Here is a 14,002-nt window from a genome sequence, read left to right on the forward strand (position 1 = left end):
TGCGCCGCCAGGGACTCGAACCCCGAACCCGCGGATTAAGAGTCCGCTGCTCTGCCAGTTGAGCTAGCGGCGCTCGCCGGCAACGGCAGGAACGTTAACACGCCACCGACCGGCCCCTTCTGGGGGCGGCCACCCTTTCGCGCAGGGGCGCCGGCGGCCACAGCCGGATCACCATCCGCCGGCCACGCAGCGAGAGCGCAGGAGCCGGGTGGTGCGAAAAAACTCAGGCCCGGTGCATCGCACCGGGCCTGAGTTTCGCTTGTCGTGCGCCGCCAGGGACTCGAACCCCGAACCCGCGGATTAAGAGTCCGCTGCTCTGCCAGTTGAGCTAGCGGCGCTCGCTGACAACGGGAAGAACCTTAGCACGCCCCCAGACCCGGGTTCCAATCCGATACCGGGCTCCACCCTTCGGTCGAGCTTAACCGGCGAAAGCCCACAAAGTTCGCAGCTCCGCGGTCGAGGGGCGCAGGGCGCGGGCGCTCATGCGGCACGATGTCCGCCAGGCACGCGAGAACAGAGGTGGGGATGGGCAGGTTCGCGCGGACGGGGGCGATGGTGGGCGTCCTGGTCCTCACGGCGTCGCTGGCACTGACCGGGTGCGGCGACGACCAGAAGAAGCCGGCGTTCGTGGCCGGCGCGCAGCAGGGCGACGCGGTTCCGACCACGTCGCCGGGCACGACGGGCGACCCGAGCGAGCCCGCCCTGCCGGCGTTGTCGGTGAGCCCGGCCGACGGGTCCGACAAGCGGCCGGTCAGCACCGAGATCAGCGCCCGGGTCCCGGGTGGCGGCAAGGTGTCGAAGGTCGTCCTCACCGCCGCCGACGGCGCCACGGTCGCCGGCCGGCTGCGCCGGGACGGCTCGTCGTGGGTGCCGTCGGCCCCGCTGAAGTACGCGACCCGGTACACCGCCACGGTCACGGGCACCGGCACGGACGGCCAGACCCGGCAGGGCGCCAGCAGCTTCACCACGATGGCCAAGCCGAAGTCGATGATCGGCTCCGGGCTCTACATGTTCAGCGGCAAGACCTACGGGGTGGCCATGCCGGTGGTCGCCGAGTTCTCGCCGGGCATCCCGAAGAAGGACCGCGCCGCGGTGCAGAAGCGGATGTTCGTGCAGACCGACCCGCCGCAGCCGGGCGCCTGGCACTGGCTCTACAACGGCACGCAGGCCTACTACCGGGCGCCGGAGTATTGGAAGCCGGGCACCACGATCACCGTCCGGCTGGCGCTGGCCGGGATCCCGCTGAGCAACGGCCGCTACGGCAACATCGACCGGAGCGCCACCGCCAGGATCGGCCGCGCGTTCGAGATGAAGGTCGACAACGCGACCAAGCAGATGACGGTCTACGAGAACGGCGCGGTGGTCCGCACCCTCCCGGTGAGCCTCGGCAAGAAGAGCACCCCCTCCTCCAGCGGCACGATGGTGGTGATGGAGAAGAAGGAGTCCACGGTCTTCGACACCCGCGACGAGCCGGATCCCGACAACCAGTACGTCACCAAGATCGACTTTGCGCAGCGGATCACCTGGGGCGGCGAGTACATCCACGCGGCGCCCTGGTCCGAGGGGGTGCAGGGCAGGGCGAACGTCTCGCACGGCTGCGTGAACGTCTCGATGGCGAACGGCCGGTGGCTCTTCGGCAAGACGCTGGTCGGCGACCCGATCACCGTGCGGGGCACCGAGCGGCGGTTGGAGCCTGGCAACGGCTGGACGGCCTGGAACATGAGCTGGTCGCAGTTCGTCGAGGGCAGCGCCCTGCCGGTGCCGGAGGGCGGCCAGGGTTCGCCCTTCTGAGCAGGCGTAACGTGGGCGGACGCGGCAAGGGCCGGCGACCGTTCGGCCGCGTGCCGGCGGGCGGACGAGGGACCTCCCCGCTCGACAAAGCGCCGCAGGATATCGGAATCGTTACATCACGGGCGGGGTGTTTCGGTTCACGTCCGGCAACGGGTAACCGTTCCGGTGCGTCTGTAGGGGACGATGGGACCCGGGACCACGACTGTGAGGGAAGCATGCGAGCTAGCCAGGAAGAGCTGATCCGGGGCGGGACCGCCCGGCGCGGCGGGCGACGCCGCGTGTTCGCGGCCGCGGTGCTCGCCGCCGCCATGGCCCTGACCGGCTGCACCGGCAGCGGCGGCGACGACGACAAGCCGTCGAGCTGGCAGGGGGGCGGGGAGAAGGGCCCGAAGGCGGCGGCCACGATCACCGAGCCCGCGGCCGACGCCAAGGACGTGCCGGCCTCCACCGCCGTCACCTTCACCACGAAGGAGGCGGAGGAGACCACCGTCGAGCTGAAGGACTCCGCCGGCAAGGTCGTCGAGGGCCAGCTCGCCGAGGACGGGAAGAGCTGGCTGCCGGACGGCGCGCTGGCCTACGGCGAGACGTACACCGCCACGGTCACCGCGACCGGCGACGACGGCAAGCCGGCCACCGCGACCAGCACCTTCACCACCATGGCCAAGCCCGGCAAGCAGCTCCGGGTCACCAGCTTCCTCGGCGACAACCAGGTCGTCGGGGTGGCCATGCCGCTGATCGTCAAGTTCGGCCGGGCCATCCCGGAGGACTACCGCGACGACCTCCAGCGCCGGATGACCGTCACCGCGAAGCCCGCCCAGGAGGGCATCTGGCACTGGGTGAGCCCGACCGAGGTGCACTACCGGCCGAAGGAGTTCTGGAAGGCCAACAGCACGGTGACCTACAAGGTGCAGGCGGGTGGACTGCCGCTCGGCGACGGCTGGTACGGCCGCTCCGACCTCACCGTCGACGTCAAGATCGGCCCGTCGTTCGTGATGACCGTCGACAACCGCACCAAGAAGATGACGGTCACCAGGGACGGCAAGGTGATCAAGACGATCCTGGTGAGCCTCGGCAAGAAGAGCACCCCGTCGTCCAGCGGCACCATGGTGGTGATCGAGAAGCTCCGCCACACGGTCTTCGACACCATGGAGGAGCTGGGCCCGGAGGAGGGCTACCGCACCGAGATCGACTACGCCCAGCGGCTCACCTGGGGCGGCGAGTTCATCCACGCCGCGCCCTGGTCCGAGGGTGTGCAGGGCAGGACGAACGTCTCGCACGGCTGCGTGAACGTCTCGATGAAGGACGGCAACTGGCTCTTCGCCAACACGCGCATGGGCGACCCGATCACGGTGAAGGGCACCGAGCGCAAGCTCCAGAACGGCAACGGCTGGACCGACTGGAACATGAGCTGGGATGAGTACGTCAAGGGCAGCGCCGTGCCGTACGAGCCGCCGGCCGAGCCGGGCGACGACACCAGCCCGAGCGCGGACGAGCCGAGCGTCGAGCCGACCCCCTGATCGACGGACACCGAGCGGCCTCCTCCACCCCGGAGGGGGCCGCCCGCCGTGGCGAGGACCGGAAAACGACCGAAGCCCCCTCCCGGAGGAGGGGGCTTCGGTCTTCCTGGGGTGACTGATGGGAATTGAACCCACGACAACCGGGACCACAACCCGGTGCTCTGCCAACTGAGCTACAGCCACCATGCTCTCCGCGCCGGTCGACCCGGGCGGTGCGCGGACTAATAATAGCCACACCCCTGCCGGGCCCGTCCACCGGGTTCGGGCCGGCCCGCCCGGCGGGGCTCAGAGCTGGGCGGCGATCCCCTTGGCGGTCTCCACGTCCGGACCGGGCAGCGGCACGAAGACGGTCCGCCGGTAGTACTCCAGCTCGCGGATGCTCTCCCGGATGTCGGCCAGCGCCCGGTGGGCCAGCCCCTTCTGCGGCTGGCCGAAGTACACCCGCGGGTACCAGCGCCGGCAGAGTTCCTTGATCGAGGAGACGTCGATCATCCGGTAGTGCAGGTGGGCGTCGAGCCGGGGCATGTCGCGGGCGATGAAGCCCCGGTCCGTGGCGATGGAGTTGCCGCAGAGCGGGGCGGTCCGCGGATCCTTCACGTGGCTGGCGACGTAGTCGAGCACCATGTCCTCGGCCTCGGCCAGGGTGACCGTGGAGCGGCGCACCTCCTCGGTGAGGCCGGACTTGCCGTGCATGGTGCGCACGATCTCCGGCATCGCCTCCAGCGCCGCCTCGTCGGCGTGGATGACCACGTCGACACCCTCTCCCAGCACGTTCAGGTCGGGGTCGGTGACGAGCGCGGCGACCTCGATCAGCGCGTCCCGCCCGAGGTCCAACCCGGTCATCTCACAGTCGATCCAGACGAGAAGATCAGCCACCGGGACAGACTACGCGCCGCCGACCCGCCCGCGCCTGAAGCACCCTCGCCCAGGTGGACCGCTAGGGTTTCCCCGTGCCAGCCGAACCCGTCGCACCACCCGCCGTCACCGAGGACGACCCGGGTGGGCGCACGGCTCGTCGGCTCGTCACGGTGGTGGCGCTCGCGGCGGTGCTGCCGGCGCTCTACCTGCCGGGCCTGGTGCACGACTTCTTCGACCTCAAGATCTACATGCGGGCGATGGACTGGTGGGCGGCCGGCCACCCGCTCTACGACTACGTGCAGCCGGACCGGGTGCAGGGTGCGCTCTACTTCACCTATCCCCCGTTCGCGGCGCTGCTGCTGCGGCCGTTCGCGCTGCTGCCGCTCGGCGCCACCATCGCGATCTTCACGGTGCTGACCGTGGTCGGCGTGGTGGTGACGACCCGCTGGCTGGTGCTACCCGTGGTCCGGCGGCACGACCTGCCGGGGCTGTTCACCGTCACGGTCGCCGTGCTGCTGGTCCTGGCCGTCGAGAGCACCCGGGAGACGCTCACCTTCGGGCAGATCAACATGCTGCTGGTGGTGCTGATCCTGGGCGACCTGCTGTTCGGCGTACCGCAGGGGCGGCGCTGGGCCGGCGTGGGCGTCGGGCTGGCGACGGCGCTCAAGCTCTTCCCCGGCATCTTCGTGCTCTACCTGCTGGCCACCCGGCGCTGGCGGGCGGCGGCGGTGGCCTCGGTGACCGCGGCGCTGGCCACGCTGCTCGCGGCCGCGGTCGCGCCCGCCGACTCGTGGCGGTTCTGGACCCACGAGCTGTGGGCGACCGACCGGGTGGGCCGGACCGACTACACGGGCAACCAGTCGCTGTTCGGCCTGCTCAGCCGGATCACCGCGCCGGACAAGCCCAGCCAGCTCCCGTGGCTGCTGCTGGGGCTGCTGGTCGCGGGGTACGGGCTGTGGCGGGCCGCCCGCGCCGCGCGGGCCGGGGACGCGCTGGCCGGCCTCACCCTGACCGGCCTGGTCGGCGGGCTGGTCAGCCCGATCACGTGGACGCACCACCTGTACTGGTTCATCCCGGCGGCCGTGGTGCTGGTCGACGCGGCGCTGGACGCCGACCGGGACACGGTGGCGGGCGCCCGACGGCGGCGGCGGCTGCTCGCCCTCGCCCTCGGCACCGGCTTCGTGATCGTCTACGGGGTGGTCACCTTCCAGGACTGGGGTGTCGCTCCGGCGCGCACCGACAACCCTGGCGAGTTCGTCACCCGCAACGCGTACGTGCTGCTCAGCCTGCTGCTGCTGGCCGTGCTGCCGACCCGTCGGCCGGCGCCGGACCGGGCCGGCGCCGCGGCCGGAAACTTGCACTAACTGGACAGAACTCGCGACAAGCGGCGTTCAGCGCTAATCTGGTCCCAACTACCTCAGGTTTCTCCCAGGTAGCACCGAATTCCCCCGGTGACGGTGGCCCTCCGCGTCGGCAGCGCGGAGGGCCACCCGCGCTGTGGGGCGGGTGTCACTCGTCGACGGGCGTGGCCGGCCGGGGCGTCTCCGCGGCGGCCACCGGGGGCCACGACCAGTCCGCCTCGGGCGGCAGGTCGGCCAGGCTCACCGGCCGCCGGCTCGGCACCGGGCCGATCGCCGCGCGGGAGCGCTCGGCGGGCGCCGACCCCACGGAGACCAGTTGCCGTTCGGGCACGGTGGACGGTTCCGACCGCTGGCCCAGCCCGCTGAGCGAGCTGACCCCCAGCCGCCCGGCCAGCACGGGAATCTGGTCCGGCTCGACGACGAAGACCACCTCGCGCGGGCGGACCGGGCGCAGCAGCAGCACCACGGCGAGGACCACCAGCAGCGTCCCGCCGGCCAGCAGTGCCCAGGCCACCCCCGGGAACCAGCCGGCGCGCAGTTCGGCGCCCAGGTCCAGGGCCAGGTCGGCCCGCCCGTCGGGCCGCATCACCACGAGGCTCAGGGACCGGTCGGCCAGCTCGGCCGGGCTCCACTCCAGGACGCCGACCCCCTCGCGTACCCAGAAGTCCTGGTCGAGCGGGACGGCGGCGGCGGTGCCGGCGGTGGCCGGGTCGAGGCGGACCGGCAGCGGCCCGCGGGCCAGGGCGACCCGGCGCACGGTGGCGTGCGGGACGTCGGCCAGCCACCGCCGCACCTGGTCGGTCGGGGCCAGGCCGAGGAAGGCCGGGCCGTCGGCGGTCCGCGCGGTGAGCCGCAGTCGGGCCTGCCCGGCCCGGGCGACCGGCGCCTCGGCGCGGAGCAGCGCGTCCACGTCGGACACCACGACCGCCCGGGCGGGGGTGCGGACCGTCTCGAAGCGGGCGGCGAAGCCGCCGTCCGGGTCGGCGTGCCGGGCGGCGAGCCAGAGCCCGGCGCCCGCCAGCAGAGCCGGAATCCCCACGGTCAACAGCAGCATGCCGGCGATCGTGCGCACGAAACGCATTCGCGTCGTCCCCCTCGGTAGCGAAGTACCCGGCCGACCTTACCGACGGCGACCGCACAATCGCCGGATATCCACGGCAAGCACCTGAGGGACCGCGGGAACGCCGCCGGCCCGCCGGAAGATCCGGGCGACCATCCCGGCTCGGCGTGTCTGACGCCACGCCGCGACGCGGAACGGCCGACGGGCCGGCGGGCGGGCGGAGGTCAGGACTTCGCGGCGGGCTCCCGGCGGGTACGCAGGAAGGCGAGCCCGCCGAGGATCAGGCCGGCCAGGCCGGCGACCAGACCGGCCACGCCGAACGCGGTGGCCGCGCCGGTGTCGGCGTCGTCATCGTCGTCGTCCGCGGCGGCCGCCGCGGCGCTCGCGACCGGCGAGGCGGACGCCGAGGCCGCGGTCAGGGTGAGCACCGGGGCCGGGTTCTCCGGCTCCTCCCCGCCCTGGGTGGGCTCCTCGATCCAGCGGGAGACGTTGCCGTCCGAGTAGGTCTGGAGCACCTTGAACACCATCCGGTCGGTCTGCGGCAGCGGGCCCATCGACACCGGGAACTCCTGGAACTCGCCCGGCTTGACCCCGCCGTTCGGCGCCGCCGTCCAGGTGAGCTTGGAGACGGCCTCGGTGAGCTGGCTGCCGTGCACCTCGATCGGCGGGTCGACCTTGCGCTTCTCCACGGTCACCGTCCAGCCGGGCACCGGCATGGTGGAGACCGAGCCGACCGGGGCGTTCTCCGGCAGGTTCACCTCGACCTTGGTGGTCGACGCCGTGTCGCTCTCGTTCGGCACCCGGAAGGCGAAGCGGCCGTAGCCGCCCTGCTTGGCCTCCGTCGGGTTGACGGTGACGTGCGCCGAGGCCGGCCCTGCCAGGCCGAGCACGGCCGTGGCCACGGCGGCGAGGGTGAGCGCGGCGGCGGTTGCGGGACGCCGGAGACGGATCATGTGGGCGGGCCTTCCGTTACTTGACGGGCACGGTGGCGGTCACCGTGGCCTGGTCGATGTCGGACGTACGGACGGTGAAGCGCAGCTGCCACTGCCCCGCCGCCGGGAGGCTGATCTCGCCGAAGGCGTGGTTGTCGGTCAGCGGCAGCAGCGGGATGGTGATCGGCTCGATGCCGGCCGAGGGCAGCGCGGCGGTGGCCTTCCACTCCTGCACCGGCTGGGGCCGGTTGTCCTTCGTGTACGCGTAGAGGTGCAGCGAGTTGCTGCCGGTCTCGGCCGGGTCCAGCTCGACCTGGAGCGAGTAGATCGGGCTGCTCAGCGTGGTGGAGAAGTAGCCGGCCGGCGCGCCGGCCACGTCGGCCGTGGCGGTCCGCGCCGGGGTGGTCTGCACCAGCGTCGCCGAGACGCCGAGCACCACCCCGGTGATCGCCAGCTCGGCCAGCACGGCCCGCCGCATCGAGCCCGGGCGCCCCGCGGCGGTGCGCCGCCGGACCAGCGACCGGGAGTACGCGGCCACCCCGATCACCAGCGCGAACAGCACGATCTTGGCGAGCAGCAGCTGCCCGTACGTGGTGTCGACAAGCGCCTTCGGGGTGGCCACCTCGATCAGCCCCTGCACGGTGCCGGCGAGCAGCAGCGCCGCCACGGCCAGCGCCGCCCAGCGGGACCAGATCGGCAGGATGGCGTCCAGCTCCCGCTCGTCGGCGCGGCGCAGCAGGAAGACCGCGAGCATCACCAGGCCGCCCAGCCAGACGGCCATGCTGCCCAGGTGCACGGCGTCCACCACCACCGACACGGCGGGCGCGGGCGACGCGGCCGGGTGCCCGGCCAGGGGCCAGGTGAACAGCGCCGCCCCGCCGAGGATGGCCAGGATGAGCCCGTCGGTGCGGCCGACCGGGCCGGCGAACAGCGGGCGGAGCAGGAACGCCGCCGCGGCGAGCAGGCCGAGCCGGACCAGGTGGGCCGTGCCGTACGTGCTGTTCAGCACGTCGCCGAAGCCCGAGCCGGAGACGGCGAACAGGCCGCCGCCGTTGGTGTAGGGCACCTGGAGCCACAGCTCGGCGAGGGTGGCCACGGCGAGCAGGCCCAGGCCGGACCAGGCCAGCCGGGCGGGGCCGCGCCGGGACAGGCGGCGCGGCCAGAGCGCGGCCAGCACCAGGGCCGGGCCGACGAGCAGCAGCAGCCCGGCGTAGCCCAGGTACTTGGCCACCTTCACGGCGTTGCCCACCACCGGGTTCGCCCGGGTGTCCGTGCCGGTGTCGGTCGGCGGCGTGGACGGCGCGCCGACCGAGTAGGTGAACGCACCGGAGACCGGGTGGCTGTCGGCCGAGATCACCCGGTAGCTGACCAGGTAGGTGCCGCGCGCGCCGGACGGGTCCACCGGGATGGTGACCACGGCGCCCTTGAAGGTGGGCTCGCCCCGGTCCGCCCGGGAGCCGTCGGGCGCGATCACCCGGACCTTGTCGGGGACCTTGCGGACCCCCTCGCTGAAGGTGATCACCACCTCGGCGGGCGCGCTGGGCACCACGGCCGAGGCGGCGGGGCTGCTGCTCACCAGCACCGCGTGGGCGCTGGCCGGGGTGGCCGGGGCCAGCAGCAGGGCGACGAGGGTGACCAGCAGTCCGGCGGCGGCCCCCAGCCGGGCGACCCGGCGACGGTCGGCGCCGGCCACGGGGCGGCGGCGTACGGCAGCAGTCATGACCGTCATGCTTCCCGAACCGTGCGGCGCCCGGCGACCCGACCTCATCCGCGTCCCGGCGCCGTGGCCGGCCACGCGACGCGGGCCGGCCGGGCCCGGTGCCCCACCCGCGGGGCCTGCGGGGCCGCCCCGGCCAGCCGGTCCGAGCGCGCCTGGCGCACGTCGTCGCAGTTCACGAGAAGGTAGTCGGCGGGCCGGCGGGAAAAGTTCCCGGCGTGGGCCGGACCACGGAATGGGCCGAAGGACCCTGTCGGGCACAGGTACGCCGCGTAACCTCGGGTGACGTGATCCCCGCCCCGCGCGACACCTCCGCCGGCCGACCCGCGCCGGCCCACGAGGCTGCGCGGGACGCCGCGACCGACTGGGCGCTGGCCGCCCGCGACGGCGATCCGGCCGCCCAGGCCGCCTTCGTCCGGGCCACCCAGGCCGAGGTGTGGCGATTCGCCGCCGCCCTGGTCGACCCGGACAGCGCGGACGACCTGACCCAGGAGACGTACCTGCGGGCGTTCCGGGCGCTGCCCGGCTTCGAAGGGCGGTCCACCGCGCGGACCTGGCTGCTCGGGATCGCCCGGCGCGCCTGCGCCGACCACCTGCGCACCGTGGTCCGCCGCCGGCGGCTGGACCAGCGGCTCGCCGCGCACGCGGTCGCCGACCGGCCGTACCCGGACCCGGCCGGGCAGCTCGGCGCCACCGACCTGGTCCGCCGGCTCCCCGCCGACCGGCGCTCCGCGTTCGTGCTCACCCAGCTGCTCGGCCTGTCGTACGCCGAGGCCGCCGCGGTGGAAGGGGTGCCGGTGGGCACCATCCGCTCCCGCGTCGCACGGGCCCGCGACGAGCTGGTCGCCGCCGTCGGCGACGCGCTGGCGGGTTGATCGTGGAACTTTCCTCGCGGACGGGCCGACCAACGAGCGTGACCGCATCCCGTACCCGGGCCGCCCGCTGGCCCGCCGTCCGGCCCTGGCTCGGCGTCGCGGCCCGCCTCGGCCTGGCCGCCGTCTGGTTGGTCGCCGGCGGCGCGAAGATCGACGACCTGGCCGCCTCCGGCCGGGCCGTCAACGCCTACCAGGTGATGCCGTACGACCTGGCCACCGTGATCGGCGCCGCGCTGCCCTTCGTCGAGCTGGCGCTCGGCGTGCTCCTGCTGGTCGGGCTGGCCACCCGGGTGGTCGCGGGCGTCTCCACGGCGCTGCTGCTGGTCTTCGTCACCGGCATCGCCTCGGCCTGGTCCCGCGGCCTGGCCATCGACTGCGGGTGCTTCGGCAGCGGCGGGCAGCTCGCCGCCGGCCAGGCCCCGAGCTACCTCCCGGAGATCCTCCGGGACCTGGGATTCCTGGTACTGGCCGGATTCCTGCTGATCTGGCCCCGCACCCCGTTCTCGGTGGACGGCTGGCTGGCGGGCGAATCACCCGTGGAGGACCTCGATGAGTAGTCGCAAGGGGCGGAAGAACGCGGCCCAGATGGTCCGCGCCCAGATCGCCCGGGAGAAGCGGCGCACCCGCACGATCTGGACCTCCGTCGCCGCGGTGGCGGTGCTGGTGATCGCCGGGCTGATCGGCTGGGCGGTCTACTCCAGCCAGAAGTCGCAGACCTTCACCACCCCGCCCGGCGCCAACCCGCCCGGCACCGCCATCGTCCTCGGCCAGGGCCCGGTCACCGTCGACCTCTACGAGGACTACCTCTGCCCGGTCTGCAAGCAGTTCCAGCAGACCAGCGGCGCCACGCTCAACCAGCTGATCAGCGACGGCAAGATCCGGGTGAACTTCCACCCGGTGGCCTTCCTCAACCGCTTCTCCACCACCGAGTACTCCACCCGCTCCTCGGCCGCCGCCGGCTGCGCCGCGCAGGGCGGCAAGTTCAAGGAGTTCACCGACCAGCTCTTCGCCCGCCAGCCGGCCGAGGGCAGCGCCGGGCTCAGCGACGACGAGCTGATCGACATCGGCGCCGGCGTCGGGCTGAACCGCGACGACTTCGGCTCCTGCGTCAACGACGGCAAGTACAAGGGGTGGACCGAGCACGTCACCGACGACGCCAGCAAGTCCGGCGTGACCGGCACCCCGACCATCCGGGTGAACGGCAAGGACGTCGCGGACCGCTCCCCGGAGGGGATCAAGGCGGCCGTGGAGGCGGCCGGCAAGTGATCCCCGCACCGCTGCGGCGGGCCGGCCTGGTGGTCACCGCCGCGCTCGCCGCCCTCCTCACCCTCGCCACGCCGGCCGCCGCGCACGGCGCCGACGCCCCCGCCGGCACCGACTACCGGGCCGAGGTCACCGGGGTCGGCCCCGCCCGGCCCGGGCTGACCGCCCGGATGGTCGAGGCCGGCGCCCGGCTGGAGCTGACCAACCGCACCGGGGCCGACATCGAGGTGCTCGGCTACTCCGGTGAGCCGTACCTGCGGATCGGGCCCGGCGGGGTGTACGAGAACAGCCGCTCCCCCGCCACTTACCTGAACCGCACCCTCGCCGGGGACACCCCGCTCCCGCCGGAGGCCGACCCCGCGGCCGCGCCGGCCTGGCGACGGATCTCCGACGGCCCGACCGCCCGCTGGCACGACCAACGGACCCTCTGGCTGGAGTCGGAACCGCCCGCCCAGGTGGCCGCCGACCCGGGCCGTGAGCAGCGGGTCCGCGACTGGGTGGTGCCGCTGCGCGCCGGCACCGCGACGGTCGAGGTACGCGGCACCCTGGACTGGGTGCCGCCGCCGGACGCGTACCCCTGGTGGGTGGCCGCCACCCTCGGTCTCCTGGTGATCGGCGCGGCCGGGCTGGTCCCGGCCGGCACCGCCACCGGCGTCCGCGCGCTGCGCGGGGTCGGCGCGCTGCTCGCCCTGGGCGGGGCGGCGACCGTGGCGTTCACCGTCGGCAAGGCCGTGGACACCGGCGCCGCCGGGACCGGCGGGGTGCTGCTCGAACTGCTCACCGGCCAGCTGTGGACGCTGCTCACCGGGCTCGGCGCGCTCGCCGCCGGCGGGTACGCCCTGGCCCGCCGCCCCGCCGCCGACTTCGCGCTGGCGCTGGCGGGCGCCTGCCTGACCCTGTTCGCCGGGATCGGGAACGTGGCCGTCCTGTCCCGTTCGGTCCCCCCGGTGGCCGGCCCACCCGCTCTCACCCGCGTGCTGGTCACCGTGGCCCTGGCCACCGGCGCCGGCGCGGTGGCCGCCGGCCTGCTCCGCCTGCGCACCGCCTCCCAGGCGGCCCTGCGCACCCGCGCGACCCCGGGTCCGTCGACCCCCACTTCTCAGGGGCGGCGGGGCGCGAAGCCGTAGGGGAGTTCCAGGCGGTGCCGGGCCAGCAGCGGCTCGTCGGAGAGCAGGTCCAGCGTCGGGGCGTCGGCGACGATCCGGCCGGCGTCCAGGATCACCGCGCGGTCGCAGAGCTCCGCCGCGTACGGCAGGTCGTGCGTGACCATGAGCAGGGTCACCGGGAGGCCGCGCAGGATCTCCGCCAGCTCCCGGCGGGCGGCCGGATCGAGGTTGGACGACGGCTCGTCCAGCACCAGGATCTCCGGGCGCATGGCGAGCACGGTGGCCACCGCCACCCGGCGGCGCTGACCGAACGAGAGGTGGTGCGGCGCCCGGTCCCGGTGCTCCCCCATCCCCACGGCGGCGAGCGCCTCGTCCACCCGGGCGGCCAGCTCCACCCCGCGCAGCCCCAGGTTGGCCGGCCCGAACGCCACGTCCTCGGCGACCGTGGGCAGGAAGAGCTGGTCGTCCGGGTCCTGGAAGACGATGCCCACCCGGCGGCGGATCTCGGCCAGGGCGTCCCGGTCCCGACTCACCGCCAGGCCACCGACGCTGACCGTCCCCTCGGTCGGGGTGAGGATGCCGTTGAGGTGCAGCACCAGCGTCGTCTTGCCGGCGCCGTTCGGCCCGAGCAGCGCCACCCGCTCGCCGCGCGGCACGGTCAGGTCCACCCCGTGCAGGGCGACGTGACCGTCCGGGTACGCGTACCGGACGCCACGGACGTCCAGGGAGGGCGGCTGCTGCACGTACCCGATCATGTCAGGACGAGCGCGACGGCGGCGATGGAGGCCGCGATCGCCGGCACCGTCGCGGCGGCCGCCCACTGGCCGGCGGTGGCCGCGCCCGCGCCCTGCCACACCGCCGGCATCCGGCCCGTGTAGCCGCGGGAGACCATCGCCAGGTAGACCCGCTCGCCCCGCTCGAAGGCACGCAGGAAGAGGGCGCCCACACCGGCGGCGAACCCGCGCAGCTGCCAGAGGAAGCGCGGGTCGTCGCCGCGGGACACCCGGGCCACCCGCATCCGCCGGGCCTCCCCCACCAGCACGTCCAGGTAGCGCAGCATGAACGTGGCGATCTGGGTGAGGATCTGCGGGCAGCGCAGCCGGTCCAGGCCGACGATCAGGTCCCGCGTCGTCGTGGTCGCCGCCAGCAGGAGCGACGCGAGTACGCCGAGCGTGCCCTTGGCCAGGATGTTCCACCCGCCGTGCAGCCCGTCGACGGAGAGGCTCAGCCCGGCCACCTCGACCCGCTCCCCGGTGCCGAAGAACGGCAGCGCGAACGCGAACAGCACGAACGGCAGCTCGATCAGCGCCCGGCCGAGCAGCCAGCGCGGCCCCACCCGGGCCAGCGCCGCCACGGCGCCGACCAGCAGGGCGTAGCCACCGAAGGCCCAGTACGCCTCCCGGGGCGTGGCGACCACCGCGACGGTGAACAGCACCATCGAGACGATCTTCACCTCCGGCGGGAGGCGGTGCACCCGGGAGGACGACTCGCGGTAGAGCACGTGGGCGTGACCGGCACCCAT

At 73.9% G+C, this 14,002-nt stretch carries 13 protein-coding genes and 3 tRNA genes; 7 read left to right on the forward strand and 9 right to left on the reverse strand.

Going from position 1 to position 14,002, the window contains the following annotated elements; translation table 11 throughout:
• Positions 1–73: transfer RNA gene (locus NLX85_RS05355), tRNA-Lys, on the reverse strand.
• Positions 74–265: 192 nt separating this feature from the next.
• Positions 266–338 (reverse strand) — tRNA-Lys (locus tag NLX85_RS05360).
• Positions 339–525: 187 nt separating this feature from the next.
• Between NLX85_RS05360 and NLX85_RS05365 the strand changes: the two genes are divergently transcribed.
• Positions 526–1,791, forward strand: coding sequence for an Ig-like domain-containing protein (locus NLX85_RS05365; protein WP_254331900.1), 1,266 nt, complete (start codon positions 526–528; stop codon positions 1,789–1,791).
• Between the two features lie 215 nt (positions 1,792–2,006).
• Positions 2,007–3,308: an Ig-like domain-containing protein gene (locus tag NLX85_RS05370; RefSeq protein ID WP_254331901.1), complete on the forward strand. Its 1,302-nt coding sequence runs from the start codon at positions 2,007–2,009 to the stop codon at positions 3,306–3,308.
• Between the two features lie 107 nt (positions 3,309–3,415).
• Here the strand turns inward: NLX85_RS05370 and NLX85_RS05375 are convergent.
• Both NLX85_RS05375 and orn read right to left on the reverse strand, forming a co-directional pair.
• A tRNA-His gene (locus NLX85_RS05375) sits at positions 3,416–3,491 on the reverse strand.
• Positions 3,492–3,593: 102 nt separating this feature from the next.
• Positions 3,594–4,184: an oligoribonuclease gene (gene orn / locus NLX85_RS05380; protein WP_091312903.1), complete on the reverse strand. Its 591-nt coding sequence runs from the start codon at positions 4,182–4,184 to the stop codon at positions 3,594–3,596.
• Between the two features lie 74 nt (positions 4,185–4,258).
• Between orn and NLX85_RS05385 the strand changes: the two genes are divergently transcribed.
• Complete coding sequence (locus tag NLX85_RS05385) at positions 4,259–5,530, forward strand: glycosyltransferase family 87 protein (protein WP_254331902.1); 1,272 nt, start codon at positions 4,259–4,261, stop codon at positions 5,528–5,530.
• Positions 5,531–5,675: 145 nt separating this feature from the next.
• On the opposite strand, the gene NLX85_RS33630 is transcribed toward NLX85_RS05385, so the two are convergent.
• The 3 genes from NLX85_RS33630 to NLX85_RS05400 form a co-directional block, all read right to left on the reverse strand.
• Positions 5,676–6,581, reverse strand: coding sequence for a hypothetical protein (locus NLX85_RS33630; RefSeq protein WP_254331903.1), 906 nt, complete (start codon positions 6,579–6,581; stop codon positions 5,676–5,678).
• Between the two features lie 230 nt (positions 6,582–6,811).
• Positions 6,812–7,540, reverse strand: coding sequence for a YcnI family protein (locus tag NLX85_RS05395; RefSeq protein ID WP_254331904.1), 729 nt, complete (start codon positions 7,538–7,540; stop codon positions 6,812–6,814).
• 16 nt (positions 7,541–7,556) lie between these two features.
• Positions 7,557–9,239, reverse strand: coding sequence for a copper resistance CopC/CopD family protein (locus NLX85_RS05400; RefSeq protein WP_254331905.1), 1,683 nt, complete (start codon positions 9,237–9,239; stop codon positions 7,557–7,559).
• Between the two features lie 284 nt (positions 9,240–9,523).
• Between NLX85_RS05400 and NLX85_RS05405 the strand changes: the two genes are divergently transcribed.
• The 4 genes from NLX85_RS05405 to NLX85_RS05420 are packed head-to-tail and all read left to right on the forward strand — an operon-like array spanning position 9,524 to position 12,501.
• Positions 9,524–10,111: a sigma-70 family RNA polymerase sigma factor gene (locus NLX85_RS05405; protein WP_254331906.1), complete on the forward strand. Its 588-nt coding sequence runs from the start codon at positions 9,524–9,526 to the stop codon at positions 10,109–10,111.
• A 38-nt stretch (positions 10,112–10,149) separates the two neighbouring features.
• On the forward strand, positions 10,150–10,668 hold the full coding sequence (locus NLX85_RS05410) for a MauE/DoxX family redox-associated membrane protein (RefSeq protein ID WP_254331907.1): 519 nt from the start codon (positions 10,150–10,152) through the stop codon (positions 10,666–10,668).
• Positions 10,661–11,377 carry a thioredoxin domain-containing protein gene (locus NLX85_RS05415; RefSeq protein ID WP_254331908.1) on the forward strand — a complete coding sequence of 239 codons (717 nt, stop codon included), beginning with the start codon at positions 10,661–10,663 and terminating at the stop codon, positions 11,375–11,377. The genes NLX85_RS05410 and NLX85_RS05415 overlap by 8 nt, the downstream gene beginning before the upstream one ends.
• On the forward strand, positions 11,374–12,501 hold the full coding sequence (locus NLX85_RS05420) for a hypothetical protein (RefSeq protein WP_374628055.1): 1,128 nt from the start codon (positions 11,374–11,376) through the stop codon (positions 12,499–12,501). Before NLX85_RS05415 ends, NLX85_RS05420 begins: the two co-directional genes overlap by 4 nt.
• Here the strand turns inward: NLX85_RS05420 and NLX85_RS05425 are convergent.
• Both NLX85_RS05425 and cbiQ read right to left on the reverse strand, forming a co-directional pair.
• A complete protein-coding gene (locus tag NLX85_RS05425; RefSeq protein WP_254331909.1) occupies positions 12,474–13,235 on the reverse strand; it encodes an energy-coupling factor ABC transporter ATP-binding protein in 762 nt (253 codons plus the stop codon). The two genes, NLX85_RS05420 and NLX85_RS05425, sit on opposite strands and share 28 nt — an antisense overlap.
• On the reverse strand, positions 13,232–14,002 hold the full coding sequence (gene cbiQ / locus NLX85_RS05430) for a cobalt ECF transporter T component CbiQ (RefSeq protein ID WP_254331910.1): 771 nt from the start codon (positions 14,000–14,002) through the stop codon (positions 13,232–13,234). The genes NLX85_RS05425 and cbiQ overlap by 4 nt, the downstream gene beginning before the upstream one ends.

The sequence above is a fragment of the Micromonospora sp. A3M-1-15 genome, assembly GCF_024213425.1.
GTDB lineage: Bacteria > Actinomycetota > Actinomycetes > Mycobacteriales > Micromonosporaceae > Micromonospora > Micromonospora chersina.

What these genes read in the sequence shown, in the direction of transcription:
- NLX85_RS05365 (WP_254331900.1), top strand. Translation starts at nt 526, where the DNA reads ATGGGCAGGTTCGCGCGGACGGGGGCGATGGTGGGCGTCCTGGTCCTC.
- NLX85_RS05370 (WP_254331901.1), top strand. Translation starts at nt 2,007, where the DNA reads ATGCGAGCTAGCCAGGAAGAGCTGATCCGGGGCGGGACCGCCCGGCGC.
- NLX85_RS33630 (WP_254331903.1), bottom strand. Translation starts at nt 6,581, where the DNA reads ATGCTGCTGTTGACCGTGGGGATTCCGGCTCTGCTGGCGGGCGCCGGG.
- NLX85_RS05395 (WP_254331904.1), bottom strand. Translation starts at nt 7,540, where the DNA reads ATGATCCGTCTCCGGCGTCCCGCAACCGCCGCCGCGCTCACCCTCGCC.
- NLX85_RS05400 (WP_254331905.1), bottom strand. Translation starts at nt 9,239, where the DNA reads ATGACTGCTGCCGTACGCCGCCGCCCCGTGGCCGGCGCCGACCGTCGC.
- NLX85_RS05415 (WP_254331908.1), top strand. Translation starts at nt 10,661, where the DNA reads ATGAGTAGTCGCAAGGGGCGGAAGAACGCGGCCCAGATGGTCCGCGCC.
- NLX85_RS05425 (WP_254331909.1), bottom strand. Translation starts at nt 13,235, where the DNA reads ATGATCGGGTACGTGCAGCAGCCGCCCTCCCTGGACGTCCGTGGCGTC.
- cbiQ (WP_254331910.1), bottom strand. Translation starts at nt 14,002, where the DNA reads ATGGGTGCCGGTCACGCCCACGTGCTCTACCGCGAGTCGTCCTCCCGG.